Genomic DNA, 14,877 nt, shown 5'->3' on the forward strand with positions numbered 1-14,877 from the left:
GGTCAGGTCATGGCCGACACCCTGGTCGACCGCGTCACCGGACGTGAGGAGGTCGACGCGAAGCCTCGGATCGAGGTCAAGATCGTGATGACCGCCGACGCGCTCACCAACGACAGTGACCAGCCCGCGATGGTCGAGGGCTACGGCCCCGTCCCCGCCGCATGGGCCCGCGAAGCACTCAACGACGCCGAGGTCTTCGTCCGTCGGCTCTTCACCGACCCCGCCGGCCAGCTGGTCGCGATGGAATCCCGCTCCCGCAAAGCCCCCGACGGGCTCGCTGAGTTCATCGCCACTCGCGATGGCGGGATCTGCCGCACTGCGGGCTGCGATGCGCCCATCCGCAACGTCGACCACGTCGAACGTCACGCAGACGGCGGCAAGACCAGCGCCGAGAATCTTCAGGGCTTGTGCGAACGCTGCAACCAAGCGAAAGAAGCCCTCGGCTGGCGGGCCAGACCAGGACCCGACGGCAGCATCATCATCATGACGCCGACGGGACACACCTACGTCAGTCCACCACCCGACACCTGGCGACCAGACCCACCACCACTGTCCCGGGCCGAGTTCGTGCTGCACGACATAGTCGTCGACCACGCATGGGCAGCCTAGGAAGCAGCCTTCCCGCGAGCGGCGGCAGAGTCCGGCGCGCGTACGTGGGAGATCGCCATGGCGAGGTCGGCCAAGCGCGGGGCGGCGATGTTGAGGACCTCGTAGACGGAGCCGAACGCGCCGTTCACCGTCACCGGCCGGTCCTCGAGGGCGCGGACGACTCGCTCGGCGCACTCCTCGGGGCTCTCGCCCCGGCCTTCGTACTCGGCGGTCGGCGCGATCATCGGGGTGCGGACGATGGCTACCCGCATGTTGGTGCAGGTCACGTTCTCGAAGTAGGCCTCGCGGCTCAGGATCCTTCCGAAGACGTCGAGGGCGGACTTCGCGGCGATGTAAGCGGCGAACTTGGGCGCCTTGATCTGGTTGCCCCAGGTCACGATGTTGACCACATGACCGAAGCGTTGGGCTCGCATGGCAGGCAGCAGGCCCATCGTGAGCCGGACGGCGCCGAAGTAGTTGACGGCCATCATCCGCTCGAAGTCATGAAAGCGGCCGTGGGTCAGCTCCAGCGACCGGCGGATCGACCGGCCGGCGTTGTTGACCAGATAGTCGACCGCGCCGTGCTCTTCCAGCAGTCGCTCAACCAACGCGTCGATCGAGTCGCCGTCAGCCATGTCGACGACGTACGCCGACGCCCGCCCACCCGCCTCCTCGATGGTCTCCCGCACCCGCTCGAGCTCCTCGCCCCGGCGCGCGGCGAGCAGCACGTGCGCGCCACGTCGAGCCGCGGCGTACGACGTCGCCTCACCGATGCCCGAGCTGGCGCCGGTGACCAGCACGGTGCGACCCGCCAGCGGGCCGGGGCTGCCGGTGACCGACCGGATCGTGCGAGCGACGCGGGCTCGGGGCGCCTGCAGGAGCGGGAGCGAGAAAAGGCTGACCACGCCTTGCACCCTAGGGCGACGGACGCACCGGTGCGTAGCGGACGTCGACCTCCAGGTGCGGATCGTCGCCGATCAGGTTGTGCAGCCGGATCGGCGCGCCGCCCGGGTTGTCGTAGAGGCGGACGCCGTCGCCCAGCAGGACCGGTGCGATGTGCAGGTCGATCTGGTCGATGAGGCCACGCTCGAGGAGCTGGCGACCGATGTCGGCGGAATGGACCTCGACGTTCTTCCCGTCGGCCGCGTCGATCGCGATCTTCAACGCCTCGGCGACATCACAGCTGAGGAAGGTGACGTGCTCCTGCGGACGGGCGTCCTCGGGGTGGTGGGTCAGGATGAAGACCGGGCCCGGCCAGTCGCCGTAGGCCATCACGTCCGGATAGGCGTCGTGACCCTTACGTCCACCCAGGACGGCACCGAGCTGGGACGAGTACGCCTCCTCGGTCCCGGGCTGGCCGGTGACATCGCCCAACCACGCCATCCCCGGCTCGGTGCTGTCGACGAAGCCGTCGAGCGACATCGAGAAGTGCCACAGCACCTTGCCGCTCATCGCTAGGCCTTCCGGTCGAAGGTGACGTGGGTGACGCCGCTCGGGGTGGTGGTCGACTCGACGTCGTAGCCGTCCTCGAGCGCCTCCAACCCCTTCCACAGCCGTACGCCACGGCCGAGGATGATCGGGACGACCGCGACGTGCAGGTGGTCGACGAGGCCGGCCGCCAGGAAGTCCCGGATGGAGGACGGGCCGCCGCCGAGGCGTACGTCCTGGCCGGCGGCCGCCTCCTTCACCTCGACCAGGACGTCCTGGATGGGCGCATCGCGGAAATGGAACACGGTGCCGCCCTTCTTCTCGATCGACTCTCGAGGCTGATGCGTCAGGACAAAGGTGGGTGTGCGGAACGGCGGCTCCTCGCCCCACCAGCCGGTCCAGTCGGCGTCGTCCTGCCATCCCGGCGGACCGAACTTGTTGGCGCCCATGATCTCGACGCCGATGCCCTCCCAGGAGCGCGCGGCGAAGACGTCGTCGGGTGCGGACGCCGGGTCGACCTCCACGCGCTCTCGGTGGACGCCCAAGGCTTGAAAGGTCGCGGTCGGAAAAGCCCACTCCATCAGCCGCATTCCGGCGTGACCGAACGGCGTTTCCAGACTCTGACCTTCGCCGGTGGCGTAGCCGTCCAGCGAGATGCTGATGTTGTGAGCACGGACGAGTGACATGGGGATCTCCCTGGAGAAGAGTGCTTGCACTTTGCAATCACTAGCGCCGAGAGTAGACTTCCCGATTGCAGATTGCAACCACTATCTTCGAGGGCAGGAGACACGAGTGAGCGAGCCTCGATCGGGTTGCCCGATCAACGCAGCCGTTGAGGTCTTCGGCGATCCCTGGTCGGTGATCGTTCTGCGCGACGTGCTGTTCGGGAACCGGCGCCACTTCCGCGAGCTGCTCGGCAGCTCCGAGGAGGGCATCGCCTCCAACATCCTCAGCAGCCGGCTGAAGAAGCTGGTCGACGGCGGGCTGCTCACCAAGGAAGAAGCCGGCCGCGGACAGCGGGCCGCCTACACGCTGACCGAGGCAGGCATCCAGACGCTGCCGATCATGGTCGCCCTCGGCAACTGGGGGCTCGCCCACCGCGACGGCACCCGACAGCTGCGGGTCCGCGCGGAGCTGCTGCGCGATGCCGGTCCCGAGATGGTGGAGTCGTTCATGGACGAGCTGCGCGAGCTCCATCTGGGGACGCCGCGGCCCGACCCGGATGCTCCGCGGGCGAGCGAGCAGCTCGCCGCGGCGTACGAAGCCGCCATGGCGGAGTGAGCCGGAGTCTCACTTCTCCTTGGCGTGGAGCTTCAGCCTCGAGATCTGGTTCTTCAGCTCGTCGAGGAAGAGCGACCTGACGCTCTCGGTGTCCAGAGCGCCGTTGACCCCGCGCAGCTTGCCCTCGGCGAGCTTGACGCACACGGTCGACCAGGCGGCGCCGATGGCGCCGGTGAAGCCCGCGGCGACGGTGGCGTTGATCGCGCCGCCGCCGACGGTGCCGAAGCCGGGGATCATCTTGAGCAGGTTGCCGGCGACGGTGCGGCCGGCCTGGGTGGCGGCGGCGGTGGCGGCGATCGAGGCCATCGCCGCCTTGTCGACCTCGATGCCGTAGATCGCCGAGATCCGCGCCATCATCCCGAGCTGGATCGGCACCAGGACGACCGCGTCCGAGAACGGGATCGGAGTGGCTCCGGCGGCACCCGCCGCGGTCGCGGCGCCAGCGATCACGGTGTTCGCCTGATCCTGCTTGCGCTTGAGATCCACTTTCTGCGCCGCGGTGAGGGCGTCCTCGACGCCTGCAGGCGCGCATCGAAAGGTGGCATCAACAAGTTCCTGCAGTCCGTGGACCCGCTGGCCGGAGAAGTCGTCGGCCTTCGCGTTGGTCAGATAGACCCGAGCCCCGTGCACCGGCAGGCCGCGCGAGTCGATCTGCTGGGCGAACTCGACCGCGTCCGGGTGGTAGGCACCGGTCGGCGAGGTCGGCACCTGGGTCATCACCAGCACCACCGGCAGTCCCAGGTCGGCGAGCTTGCGGATGAACGCTGCCTCGGTCTCCTCGAAGCGGCGGTCGCCGAAACGGATGGCGTACCAGGCCACGTGGACCTGCTCCGACTGCGGCTTGCGGCGCCGGTCCTGGATCAGCTTGGCGAGATCCTTGATCACCCGGTCGCCCTCGACGCCGATCTCCAGGCCCTGGGTGTCGAGCAGGCCGAAGAACCCGCTGGTGTGCAGGTAGAGCGTCGACTCCTTCGTCACCGGCTCGCCGATCCCGGTCTTCGCCACCTCCGCCCCGAAGACGGCGTTGACCAGCGTCGACTTGCCGACTCCGGTCTTGCCGAACACGGCCAGATTGAACCGGCCGATCTCCTTGGCCGACTCGGCATACCTCTTGTGGAACTCGTCCTTGAACCAGCCCTCGGATGCGAAGTTGTTCACGGTGACCAAGGATGCCACCCGGCACCGACCTTTCGGCGGAGAAGACTTGGTGAGCCGACTTGGCGCATTGTCAGGACCGGAGCCTCCGATGAGGAATAGCGTGCCGGGCATGAGCCCACGGTCCCGCCTTGCGTACGTTGTCGCCCTCGCCGCCACAACCGTCCTGGTAGCACCCACGACTCCGGTCCATGCGGCCGAGCCTGAGACTTCCCCCACCGACATCACCCTGACCCAGTGGGACAGCGGCGACGACTTCGCGAAGGGCCGGTCGAGCCACCTCCGTCCGGGCCAGAGCGGCACTCTCCGGATCGGCCGCGACGCCGGGACGACGACCTACACCGACCCCTTCGGCGACGGCACGGCGAAGACCTACGAGTACGGCACCTGGACCTCGCCCGTGGTCAGGACCGGATACGCGATCGACGAGTCGGTCACCTCCTGGGACGTCGACACCCCGACCGGCACCTGGGCCGAGGTCCGGTTCCGCGGCCAGAAGGCGGACGGCACCTGGACGAAGTGGTTCGTGATGGGTCGTTGGACGGCCGGCGACGACTTCGCTGCCGGCGACATCCACCGCACCTCGGTCGAGGGTCAGAACGACACCGACGCAGCGCTCTACACCGACACCTACGTCGCCCGGACCGGCAAGGAGCCCGAGGCGTTCCAGACCAGCGTCACCCTGCTTCGCCCCGAGGGCGCGACCGTCTCCCCGAGCCTGCGGTCGGTCTCCACGCTGACCAACGAGTACCTGCCCGCCTCCGCCTACCCCGGCACCAGCACGCCGACTCTCGGCAAGGAGATCGACCTCGGCCTGCCCCCGTTCAGCCAGAACATCCACCGCGGCGAGTACCCGGAGTTCGGTGGCGGCGGACAGGTCTGGTGCTCGCCGACCTCGACGACGATGGTGCAGTACCACTGGGGTCGCGAGGTCCCGGCGAGCGAGCTCGAAGGGATCGTCGCACCCAACGGCGACCCGCAGGTCGACTATGCCGCGATCAACACCTGGGACTACGCCTACGAGGGCGCCGGCAACTGGCCGTTCAACATCGCCTACGCCACCCGCTGGGGTCTGGACGGGTTCGTGACCAGGCTGCGCTCGCTGGCCGAGGCGGAGCGGCTCGTGAAGGCCGGTATCCCGCTGGTCGTCTCGGCCAACTGGGACCTCGAGGAGATGCCGGAGGCCGGCTACGGCACCAACGGGCACCTGCTCGTCATCGGTGGCTTCACCGTCGAGGGCGACCCGATCGTCTACGACCCCAACTACCCCTCCAACGACGAGGTCCGCAACGTCTACACCCGCGAGAACTTCGAGCGGGTCTGGCAGACCTCGACCGACGGGATCGCCTACGTCATCCATCCGGACGGCATGGAGCTGCCCGGAGCGGGGAAGGCCACAAACTGGTGACGGAGCCACCACGAGAGTGACGTGGGCCACCTCGAAGCGGCTGCGCGCGGATAGGTTTCGGCCATGATCCTCGACGCCGTCGCCGCTCTCCAGGCCGCACTTCGCGCCCCTACCGTCAACGACGGCTCGGGCGCGGAGGCCGAGGCGTTCGCACAGCTCCACGAGGCGCTGCGCGACCACTTCCCGCTGCTCCACGCGACGCTCACGCTGACGCCGGTCGGGGGCCACGGCCTCCTCTTCCGCTGGCGCGGTGCCTCGGCCGAGAAGCCGATCGTCCTGATGGCCCACCAGGACGTGGTCCCGATCGCCGGTGACTGGACGCACGACCCGTTCGGCGGCGAGATCGTCGACGGAGTGATCCATGGCCGCGGCACGCTCGACGACAAGGGTCAGCTGGTGGCGATCTGCGCCGCGGTCGAGGGGCTCCTCGCTGACGGGTTCGAGCCTGCGTACGACGTGTGGTTGTCGTTCGGCTCCGACGAGGAGACGACCGGTGCGGCCGCACGGGCCGCCGTCGAGGAGCTGCGGACCCAAGGGGTCCAGCCGTGGTTCGTGCTCGACGAGGGTGGCGCGGTCGCGTTCGACGCCTTCCCGGGGATCGCGGCGCCGATCGGTGTCGTCGGCGTCGCCGAGAAGGGCACCACCGACGTACGCCTGCGGGTGACCGGCGACGGTGGCCACTCCTCCACCCCACGACAGAACGGCCCGACCGCGCGGCTGGCCCGCGCGATCACCCGTCTCGACCGGATGTCGATGCCCGTGCAGCTGCCGGCGCCGACCGTGGAGATGTTCGAGCAGATCGCCCCGTACGCCACCAAGCCCCTGCGGCCCGTGCTGGCCAACGCCGGCCGGCTGGCCCCGGCCCTGGCCCGGCTCCTGACCAGGCTCGGCCCCGAGCCCGCCGCCCTGACCCGCACCACCGTCGCGATCACGACGCTGGAGGGGAGCCCGGCGGCCAACGTCATCGCCTCAGCCGCCACCGCCGGGGTCAACCTGCGGATCATGGTCGGCGAGACGGTCGCCGAGGTCGTCGAGCGGCTGCGATCCGCAATCGGTGACAAGCAGGTCGAGATCGAGGTCGTCCGAGCCGGCGAGCCGTCGCCGGTCTCCCCTCGCGACGGGGCGTTCTCGCTGATCACCGCCACCATCACCGAGATCTTCCCGGAGTCGGTGCCGGCTCCCTACACCGTCATGGCCGCCACCGACTCCCGCTTCTTCTACGAGATCAGCGACCGGGTCTACCGGTTCGCGCCGTTCCGGATGACCGCCGCCCAGCGGGCCACCATCCACGCCGCCGACGAGAACATCCGGGTCGATGACTACCTCGACGGGATCCGCTTCTACCGAAGGTTGATCGAGTCGCTGTGACCACCGAACATCAGCGCACCGGCACTGAGAAGGCCGCCCGCGGAATCTGGGTGATCGTCGGCTTCCTGGTGGCCGTCGAGTTCGCCAGCGGCATCCTGCAGGGCTACTACACCCCGATCTTCTCCGACCTCGCCGACCACCTCGGCGTCTCCGACGCCGACCTCAACTGGCTCGAGGCCGGGCAGCTGATCGTCTCGGCGCTGTGCGTGCCGCCGCTCGCCCGGCTCGGCGACCTGATCGGCCACAAGAAGGTCCTCCTGCTGGCGACCGGGATCACCGCGCTCGCGACCTGGTGGACCGTCGTCGCCCCCGACTTCGGCTCGTTCCTGGTCGCCTGGTCGATCCAGGGCGCCTACGTCATCTGGCTGCCGCTCGAGGTCGCCATCGTCCACAAGCGCACCGGCGGCGACACCGCGCTGACCCGGCGGGCCGCCGGGATCCTGGTCGGTGCGCTGCAGCTCTCGGTGATCATCGGCGCCGTGGCTGCCGGTGCGCTCGTCGGTGTGCTCCCGATGTGGGCGATCCTGACCTTCCCTGCCGTGGCCGTGACCGCGGTCTTCGTCGTCATCGCCGTCGGCATCGAGCCCGACTCCGGCACCAGCGGCGGCGCCTTCGACTGGCTCGGTCTGGCCGTGCTCACCGTCGTGCTCGGCCTGGTCATGGCCGGTCTGGTCGGCGTACGCGTCCTCGGGGCCGGTTCTCTGCTCCCCTGGGCCCTCGTCGTCCTGGGGTTGCTCGCGCTGGTCCCGTTCTGGCGCATCGAGACCGCACTGGACGATGCCGACCTGCGTGAGCCGCTGATCGACGTACGTCTGCTGGTCTCGCGACGGCAGTGGCCGATCCAGCTGACCGCGTTCCTGTTCGGGATGTCGGTGCTGGGGGCTCAGATCCCACTGTCGACCTTCGCACGCACGGATCCCGCGGTGGCCGGGTTCGGGCTGGGTGCGGACGCATCGTTCGTGTCGTTGCTGATCGCGCTGTACGTCGTCACGATGGCCGTCTCCGCCTTCACCCTGCCGCTGTGGGCGCGGCTCCTCGGGCCGACGCGGGCTCAGGCGCTCGCCTGCTTCCTGGTCGCCGCGGGCTATCTGATGTGGCTCCCGTTCCACGGCTCCACCGCTCAGGCGCTCGTCAACATGGCCGTCGTCGGGCTCGGCTCGGGCGCGCTGGTTGCCTCTCTTCCGGCCGCGGCCGCCGCGGCGGCACCGGCCTCCCGCACCGCGTTCGCGACCGGGATGACGAACGCCACCAAGACCGTCGGCGGCGCCATCGCCTCCGCGGTCTTCGCCATCGCGCTCGCAGCCGACGGCTCCATCTCCGGCGAGGCGCACGCGCCGCTGTCCGGCTACCTGACCGTCTGGGCCGTCTGCGGCATCACCGCCCTCGTCGCCGGGCTGCTGCTTCTTCTGCCCCGACGCACAGCCAGGGCTGGGTAAACTGTCTCGCGCCGGAGGTGACCACATGCCCAAGAGCGAAGACCAGCCCGACGGACACCCGGAGACAGAGCCGCCGCAGCTCAGCGATGCCGCGAGCAAGGCAGCGGCCGCCGCCCGGATGCGCGACCAGACCAAGTGGGTCGACCTGCAGCTACAGCAGTCGATCCAGCGCGGCGAGTTCGACGACCTGCCGGGCGCCGGCAAGCCGATCAAGAACCTCGACCGCGACCACGATCCCGACTGGTGGGTCAAGCAGCTCGTCGAACGCGAGCAGATCGTGGTGCTCCCCCGGTCCGTCCAGCTCCGCAAGGACGACGCCGAGCTCGACGATCTCCTCGACACCCAGACCACCGAGAACGGCGCCCGCGCGATCGTCGAGGAGTTCAACGAGCGGGTCATCGCGGCTCGCTACGGCGCGCCCGAGGGACCGCCGCTGATCACCATGCCCCGCGACGTCGAGGCCACGCTGGCCGCCTGGCGCGAGCGCCGAGCCACCCGGTTGGAGGCTGCCAGAGCAGAGGTACGCCGCAAGGAGTCACGCCGGAAGCGGTGGTGGCGCCGCTGACAGCTCAGCGACGAGGGCAGGTCTTTCAGCCGACCTCTCGGTGCGAGAACCGCATCCGATAGCGGCCCGGACTCAGCCCGACCTCCGCGGTGAACCCGGTCCGGAAGGTCACCGGCGAGTAGTAGCCGGCCTCGTGGCTGATCCGGTCGATCGGCAGATCGGTGGTCTCGAGGAGGGTCTTGGCGACCGCGATCCGCTCGGCGGCCACCCAGCGCATCGGGGTGGTGGCCAGGTCGCGCTCGAATCGCCGGGCCAGGGTGCGGGCCGAGACCGCGGCGGCGGCCGCCAGGCGCTCGAGGGTGACGTCCTCGTGCAGGTTCGCGCGGAGCCAGGCGCGCAGCTCGTCGAGCCAGCGGGCCTGGTCGGTGAGCGGGTCGGCCGCGACGTACTGAGCCTGGTCGCCGTCGCGGTGCGAGGCGATGACCAGGTTGCGGGCGATGGTGTTGGCGGCATGCTGACCGTGGTCCGTGCGGATCAGGTGGAGGCACAGGTCCAGCCCGGCGGCCGAGCCCGCGCTGGTCAGCACGCCGTCATCGACGTAGATCGCCCGCGGGTCGAGCTCGACCCTGGGGTACGTACGCCGGAACAGGGTCGCCCATCGCCAGTGGGTCGTGGCACGGCGACCGTCGAGCAGCCCGGCTTCGGCCAGCGCGAAGGCGCCGGTGCACATCGAGACCATCCGCGCGCCGGCGTCGGCGGCCCGGCGGAGCTCTCGGAGCAGGGTCGGGCTGATCGGTTCTCCCGGCCGGATCGCCGGCACGAGCACCGTGTCCGCCTCGGCCAGCGCGGCCATCGGCCGTTGCGGGGTGAGCCGTGGCCCCCCGTGGACACGCACGCCACGCAGGTCGCCGCACAGGACCACGTCGTAGAGCGGGCTGGCGTCGTGGTCCCAGTCGTAACCGAGCGCCTCGAGCGGCATCCCGATCTCGAAGAGGGTCATCCCGTCGACGATCGGGATGGCGATGGACGGCTTCGAGAACATGGCAAGAATCTATCACTCTTAGTCAATCCTGCCACTGCCGCAACGGCGTCGACGAGGGCACGCTGAAGCCATGACCAACAACAAGAAGAACCCCAGCAGGGTCCTCAACACCGTTCGCACCTTCCTCGCCGGCTTCGACGCCGGCGCCCTGGTCCGTCACGGCGCCGAGGTTCCGAAGAACCATCCCTCGCGACGTCGGCCATGATCGTTACAAGTCGAGACACCTACCGGCCGGTAACTCCCGGCCGTTAAGGTGACCGGCATGAGTCACAAGAGCCCCAAGGACTTCTTCGCTCCGCTGGCCGTGGGTGCCCCCACGCCGCTGCGGGAGATCCCGGCGCGGCCGAGTCGCGCGATCCATTTCTTCGACCCGTCCAACCCGAAGATGGCCGCGAAGGTGCCGGCGATGGTCGGCACCGTCGACGTCCTCCTCGGCAACCTGGAGGACGCCGTCAAGGCTGACAACAAGGTCGGCGCGCGCGAGGGTCTGGTCGAGATCGCGAAGAGTACAGACTTCGGCAAGACCCAGCTATGGACCCGGATCAACTCGCTCGACTCCCCGTGGGTGCTCGACGACCTGGTCACCCTGGTCACCGAGATCGGCGACAAGCTCGACGTCGTGATGGTGCCGAAGGTGCAGGGCCCCGAGGACATCCACTACGTGGACCGGCTGCTGGCGCAGCTCGAGGCCAAGGGCGGCGTACAGAGGCCGATCCTGATCCATGCCATCCTCGAGACCGCGCGCGGTGTGGCCAATGTCGAGGAGATCGCACTGGCCTCCCCGCGCATGCAGGGGATCAGCCTCGGCCCGGCCGACCTCGCGGCCGACCGCAAGATGAAGACGACCCGTGTCGGCGGCGGCCACCCGGGCTACCTGGTCCGGCAGGACCCGGTCGACGGTGACATCCACGGGCAGCGCACGGTCTTCCAGCAGGACCTGTGGCACTACACGATCGCGAAGATGGTCGACGCCTGCGCCGCGGCGGGCATCTACCCCTACTACGGCCCGTTCGGCGACATCACCGACGTGGTCGCCGCCGAGGACCAGTTCCGCAACGCGTTCCTGCTCGGCTGCGTCGGCACCTGGAGCCTGCACCCCAAGCAGATCGAGATCGCCAACCGCGTCTTCTCCCCCAGCGTCGAGGACATCAAGCACGCCCGCCGCGTGGTCGCCGCCATGGGCGACGGCACCGGCGCGGTCATGCTCGACGGCAAGATGGAGGACGACGCCAGTCTCAAGCAGTGCCTGGTGCTCGTCGACCTCGCCGAGGAGCTGGCCGCCATCGACCCGAAGCTCAAGGACCTCTACGACGCCATCGAGGTGGACTGATCATGACTGACACGACCCCCCGCCCCCTGCGCTCGGTCCTCTACATGCCGAGCTCCAACACGCGTGCCCTCGAGAAGGCCAAGACGATCACCGCCGACGCGCTGATCCTCGACCTCGAGGACGCCGTCGCCCCCGACGCCAAGCCGGAGGCGCGCGAGAACGCGGCCGCCGCCGTGACGTCAGGTGAGTACGACAACAAGTACCGCACCGTCCGCATCAACGGCGCCGACACCGAGTGGCACGCCGACGACCTGGCCGCCGCCGCCAAGGCCGGCCCTGACGCCATCGTCGTTCCCAAGGTCAACAGCGCTCAGCAGGTGCGCGACCTCGTCGCGGCCTTCGAGAAGGCCGGCGTCCCGGAGCAGACGAAGCTGTGGGCCATGATCGAGAGCCCGTACGCCATTCTCCACGCCGAGGAGATCGCCTCCGCCTCGGAGCGGCTGACGGTGCTCGTCATGGGCACCAACGACCTGGTCAAGGAGCTGTACGTCGATCACGTCCCCGCCCGCGCCAACCTGGTCACCAGCCTCCAGCTGGCGGTGCTCGCCGCGCGAGCGAGCGGCAAGATCATCCTCGACGGCGTCTACAACAACGTGAAGGACGCCGAGGGTTACGCGGCCGAGGTCGAGCAGGGCAGGATCTTCGGGTTCGACGGAAAGACCCTGATCCATCCCTCCCAGGTCGACGGCGCCAACGCCGGCTTCGCGCCCAGCGAGCAGGCAGTGGCCGACGCCAGGGGCCTCATCGAGACCTGGGAGGCGAGCGACGGCGGAGTGGTGACCTTCAACGGCAAGATGGTGGAGAACCTCCACGTCGAGTCCGCGCGGCGCACTTTGAGCATCGCCGAGGCCATCGCCGCGCTGTGATGGCGCCGACCTGGAGGCCCTTCGTCGCCAGGTCGGCCAACGGCCCTAGGCTCCGTCCTTCGCGTTGCCCTGCAGTTTGTCGCCGAGTCGGTTCAGCGCGCCACCGACGGTGCCACCGATGTCCTTGACGAGTTTCGACAAAGCGTCCCCGGCACGGGCGAAACTCTCCGAGTAGTGGTTCGCGGCCTCGCGCGCCGCATCGGAGATCTTCGCGTCAGCATCTCCGGAACGTCGCGGATAGTCGCCGGTCAGGATCTTTGCGTACGCCCCGGAGTCGACCCAGCGGCGTGCCTCGGTCGCACGCACGACCCCCATGGGATGGCTCCGCTGCTCGAGCAGCAGAAGCTTGAGGATGGAGTCACGTACATCGCCCGCCTCGGAGTACTCCGAGCCCTGGGCCAGGAACGAGGCCGGGTCGAGCTCGTCGAGCTGTACACCACCAGCCAGCTTCATGTGTGTGCGCAGCACTGCGGCAGGATCCTGAGAGACCAGCAGCCCGGCACGGTCTGCCGAGAGCTCGGCCTTGCGCGACCACTCCATGAGGGCCGCGATGATCACCCGGATGCCCAGTGCGCCCAGCGGAATCGCGCTCCACAATCCGCTGAACTGCATCAGTCGCAACAGCAGCGTGCGGTAGACAGCATGCCCGGACAGCGCGTGTCCCAGCTCGTGCGCGATCGCAAACCGCAGCTCTTCGTCATGGAGCAGCTCCACGAGGGCCGAGTTGAGCAGGATCATAGGCCGGTCCATGCCGATGGTCATCGCGTTCACCATCGGGTCGGTGGTGACGTACAGCTCAGGCAACTGCTTCGCATCGAGAACTCGTCCGGCATCCATCAGCATGTAGTGGATGCGCGGGAACTGCCGCTCGTCGACACGGACAGCATCGCCCAGCAGGGCCAGCCGAGTCACACGTTCGCTGATCAGGCCGTTCATCGCCTTGAGCACGGTGTCGAAGCCACGCAGCTTGCGCAAGGCGACCAACGCACCTCTGTCCGCTGGATGTTCCCAGGCACGTGAGCTGATCTCAGGAAGGACGATGCGGGAGCGCATGGGGGTGGTGACCATGGGCAAAGTGTGCCGACGCAACCGACTCAGCGCTGGCCGATTCCGATTCCGACTCAGCCTTGTTGCCCCATTTGTCCCCGCGTACCCCGCGTCGTATCAGGTTCGTTACTCGATTCCCCCGTTCGATCTAGTCAGTAACTTTTTCCTGAGAAGAAGGTGACAAACAGTCGAGATTCTGGTTCCGTTACGTGCTGCGCGACACAACCGACACTCGCTAAGCGCTCAGGAGACAGCGTCAGATGACTGAAGCGAATCGTCGGCCCGCGACGGGGGACCACTCGAACGTCCCACCGACGCCGGCTCGACACCAAGCACCACAGATGCGCATCACGAACGACACCACGGCAGACCCCGTCGAGATCGCCAACCGCGCTCTCCAGGGACTGTCACCGGCGACCGAGTCATGGTTCGCCACCCCGAAGGCGGAGACCACCCCCGAGCCGGCGCGACCTCGCCACACGCCGTCCGCGCCTCCGCCGCCTCGGCCGGTCTACCGGCTGCCGTCGGCTCCGCACATGCAGCCGCCCCGGTACGCCTACCAGCCGAGCCCCTACGCGGCGCAGCAGCGGCACCCGGCGGGGCCGGTGATGTTCGCCAACCCCGCGATGCCGTCCTACGCCGCCGCTCAGGTGCCGACCCGGAACGGCTCGACCGCCGACCAGGACCCAGCGCCGGCGCGCCGCAGCCGCAACAAGAAGGCTGTGCTCCTGCCGCTCGCGGCGATGGCGATCGCCTCGGCCGGTGTCGGTGCATTCGCCCAGTCCAATCTGGGCACAGACCTCGAGGACCAGCCGCAGCAGGTCACGGCCCACGCCGGCCAGTACGACGCGGTGCCCGTGGTCGACACCGGCGACCAGAAGGTCATCGACGCCCCCGGTGTGATCGCACCGGAGACGACATCTCCCTTCTCCCCCGCCTCCGCACGCACCACCTCCGGAGGCAAGCACTCCAACGGCGACTACGACGCACCGTCCACCGCCGAGACCTACGGCGGCGCTCACTCCTCCAGCCGAACGCTCTCCGCCCCAAACGGCGGGGGCGCCTCGGCAGACCCGGCGCCGGCGCCCAAGCCCGCACCGGCCCCCGCGCCGGCGCCTCAGCCAGCCCCTGAGCCGACTCCGGCGCCCGAGCCGGCACCTGAACCCGAGCCGGCCCCCGGTCCGGCTCAGCCGACGCTGACCAAGAACGTGGTGGCACCGGTGCTCGACACGGTGACCGGCGTGGTCGACGCACTCACCGGAATCAAGATCGATCTGACCCCGTAATCCCGGGATCCCTGAAACGGGCCGTGACCTCAGCCTCGAAGCCGCGGGCCGGGGTCGCATTCCGCCGGGAGCGGATGCTCCGCTTCGCCGATCTCCTCGCCGACCACGCCGCCGAGCTGGCGGTGCTGGACTCGCTC

At 69.0% G+C, this 14,877-nt stretch carries 16 protein-coding genes; 10 read left to right on the top strand and 6 right to left on the bottom strand.

Features of this window, described 5'->3' with window-relative positions; genetic code table 11:
• On the top strand, positions 1-609 hold a 609-nt coding region (locus ABZZ22_RS25565; RefSeq protein WP_354937856.1), incomplete at its 5' end, for an HNH endonuclease.
• On the opposite strand, the gene ABZZ22_RS25570 is transcribed toward ABZZ22_RS25565, so the two are convergent.
• Genes ABZZ22_RS25570 through ABZZ22_RS25580 form a run of 3 tightly spaced genes read right to left on the bottom strand, consistent with a single transcriptional unit; the run spans position 606 to position 2,702 of the window.
• On the bottom strand, positions 606-1,493 hold the full coding sequence (locus tag ABZZ22_RS25570) for an SDR family NAD(P)-dependent oxidoreductase (protein WP_354937859.1): 888 nt from the start codon (positions 1,491-1,493) through the stop codon (positions 606-608). The two genes, ABZZ22_RS25565 and ABZZ22_RS25570, sit on opposite strands and share 4 nt — an antisense overlap.
• 10 nt (positions 1,494-1,503) lie before the next feature.
• Positions 1,504-2,040 carry a dihydrofolate reductase family protein gene (locus ABZZ22_RS25575; protein ID WP_354937862.1) on the bottom strand — a complete coding sequence of 179 codons (537 nt, stop codon included), beginning with the start codon at positions 2,038-2,040 and terminating at the stop codon, positions 1,504-1,506.
• A 2-nt stretch (positions 2,041-2,042) separates the two neighbouring features.
• The gene (locus ABZZ22_RS25580) at positions 2,043-2,702 is read right to left on the bottom strand and encodes a dihydrofolate reductase family protein (RefSeq protein WP_354937865.1); all 660 of its coding nucleotides are present in this window, start codon (positions 2,700-2,702) and stop codon (positions 2,043-2,045) included.
• Positions 2,703-2,808: 106 nt separating this feature from the next.
• Here ABZZ22_RS25580 and ABZZ22_RS25585 point away from each other — a divergent pair, with 106 nt between their 5' ends.
• A complete protein-coding gene (locus tag ABZZ22_RS25585; RefSeq protein WP_354937868.1) occupies positions 2,809-3,297 on the top strand; it encodes a helix-turn-helix domain-containing protein in 489 nt (162 codons plus the stop codon).
• 9 nt (positions 3,298-3,306) lie between these two features.
• Here the strand turns inward: ABZZ22_RS25585 and ABZZ22_RS25590 are convergent, their stop codons facing one another.
• On the bottom strand, positions 3,307-4,455 hold the full coding sequence (locus tag ABZZ22_RS25590) for a GTPase (RefSeq protein WP_354937871.1): 1,149 nt from the start codon (positions 4,453-4,455) through the stop codon (positions 3,307-3,309).
• 109 nt (positions 4,456-4,564) lie between these two features.
• Here ABZZ22_RS25590 and ABZZ22_RS25595 point away from each other — a divergent pair, with 109 nt between their 5' ends.
• From ABZZ22_RS25595 to ABZZ22_RS25610, 4 genes are all read left to right on the top strand, one after another.
• The gene (locus tag ABZZ22_RS25595) at positions 4,565-5,860 is read left to right on the top strand and encodes a C39 family peptidase (RefSeq protein WP_354937874.1); all 1,296 of its coding nucleotides are present in this window, start codon (positions 4,565-4,567) and stop codon (positions 5,858-5,860) included.
• 63 nt (positions 5,861-5,923) lie between these two features.
• Positions 5,924-7,228, top strand: coding sequence for a M20/M25/M40 family metallo-hydrolase (locus tag ABZZ22_RS25600; protein WP_354937877.1), 1,305 nt, complete (start codon positions 5,924-5,926; stop codon positions 7,226-7,228).
• Positions 7,225-8,664 carry an MFS transporter gene (locus ABZZ22_RS25605; RefSeq protein ID WP_354937880.1) on the top strand — a complete coding sequence of 480 codons (1,440 nt, stop codon included), beginning with the start codon at positions 7,225-7,227 and terminating at the stop codon, positions 8,662-8,664. The genes ABZZ22_RS25600 and ABZZ22_RS25605 overlap by 4 nt, the downstream gene beginning before the upstream one ends.
• Positions 8,665-8,689: 25 nt before the next feature.
• Positions 8,690-9,229 (top strand): DUF1992 domain-containing protein, encoded by a 540-nt coding sequence (locus ABZZ22_RS25610; RefSeq protein WP_354937882.1) that lies wholly within the window; start codon positions 8,690-8,692, stop codon positions 9,227-9,229.
• Between the two features lie 25 nt (positions 9,230-9,254).
• Here the strand turns inward: ABZZ22_RS25610 and ABZZ22_RS25615 are convergent, their stop codons facing one another.
• The gene (locus ABZZ22_RS25615; protein ID WP_354937884.1) at positions 9,255-10,211 is read right to left on the bottom strand and encodes a helix-turn-helix domain-containing protein; all 957 of its coding nucleotides are present in this window, start codon (positions 10,209-10,211) and stop codon (positions 9,255-9,257) included.
• 70 nt (positions 10,212-10,281) lie between these two features.
• Between ABZZ22_RS25615 and ABZZ22_RS25620 the strand changes: the two genes are divergently transcribed.
• From ABZZ22_RS25620 to ABZZ22_RS25630, 3 genes are read left to right on the top strand one after another with little or no spacing between them, the layout of a single operon-like run.
• A complete protein-coding gene (locus tag ABZZ22_RS25620; protein ID WP_354937887.1) occupies positions 10,282-10,416 on the top strand; it encodes a hypothetical protein in 135 nt (44 codons plus the stop codon).
• Positions 10,417-10,473: 57 nt separating this feature from the next.
• A complete protein-coding gene (locus ABZZ22_RS25625) occupies positions 10,474-11,541 on the top strand; it encodes a CoA ester lyase (protein WP_354937890.1) in 1,068 nt (355 codons plus the stop codon).
• A 2-nt stretch (positions 11,542-11,543) separates the two neighbouring features.
• On the top strand, positions 11,544-12,407 hold the full coding sequence (locus ABZZ22_RS25630) for a CoA ester lyase (protein ID WP_354937893.1): 864 nt from the start codon (positions 11,544-11,546) through the stop codon (positions 12,405-12,407).
• 45 nt (positions 12,408-12,452) lie between these two features.
• On the opposite strand, the gene ABZZ22_RS25635 is transcribed toward ABZZ22_RS25630, so the two are convergent.
• Positions 12,453-13,475, bottom strand: a complete 1,023-nt coding sequence (locus ABZZ22_RS25635; protein ID WP_354937896.1) for a M48 family metallopeptidase — start codon at positions 13,473-13,475, stop codon at positions 12,453-12,455.
• Positions 13,476-13,795: 320 nt separating this feature from the next.
• Here ABZZ22_RS25635 and ABZZ22_RS25640 point away from each other — a divergent pair, with 320 nt between their 5' ends.
• Complete coding sequence (locus tag ABZZ22_RS25640) at positions 13,796-14,740, top strand: hypothetical protein (protein ID WP_354937899.1); 945 nt, start codon at positions 13,796-13,798, stop codon at positions 14,738-14,740.
• The last annotated feature ends 137 nt before the right edge of the window (positions 14,741-14,877 follow it).

Source organism: Nocardioides sp. NPDC006273 (assembly GCF_040613495.1).
Classification (GTDB): domain Bacteria; phylum Actinomycetota; class Actinomycetes; order Propionibacteriales; family Nocardioidaceae; genus Nocardioides.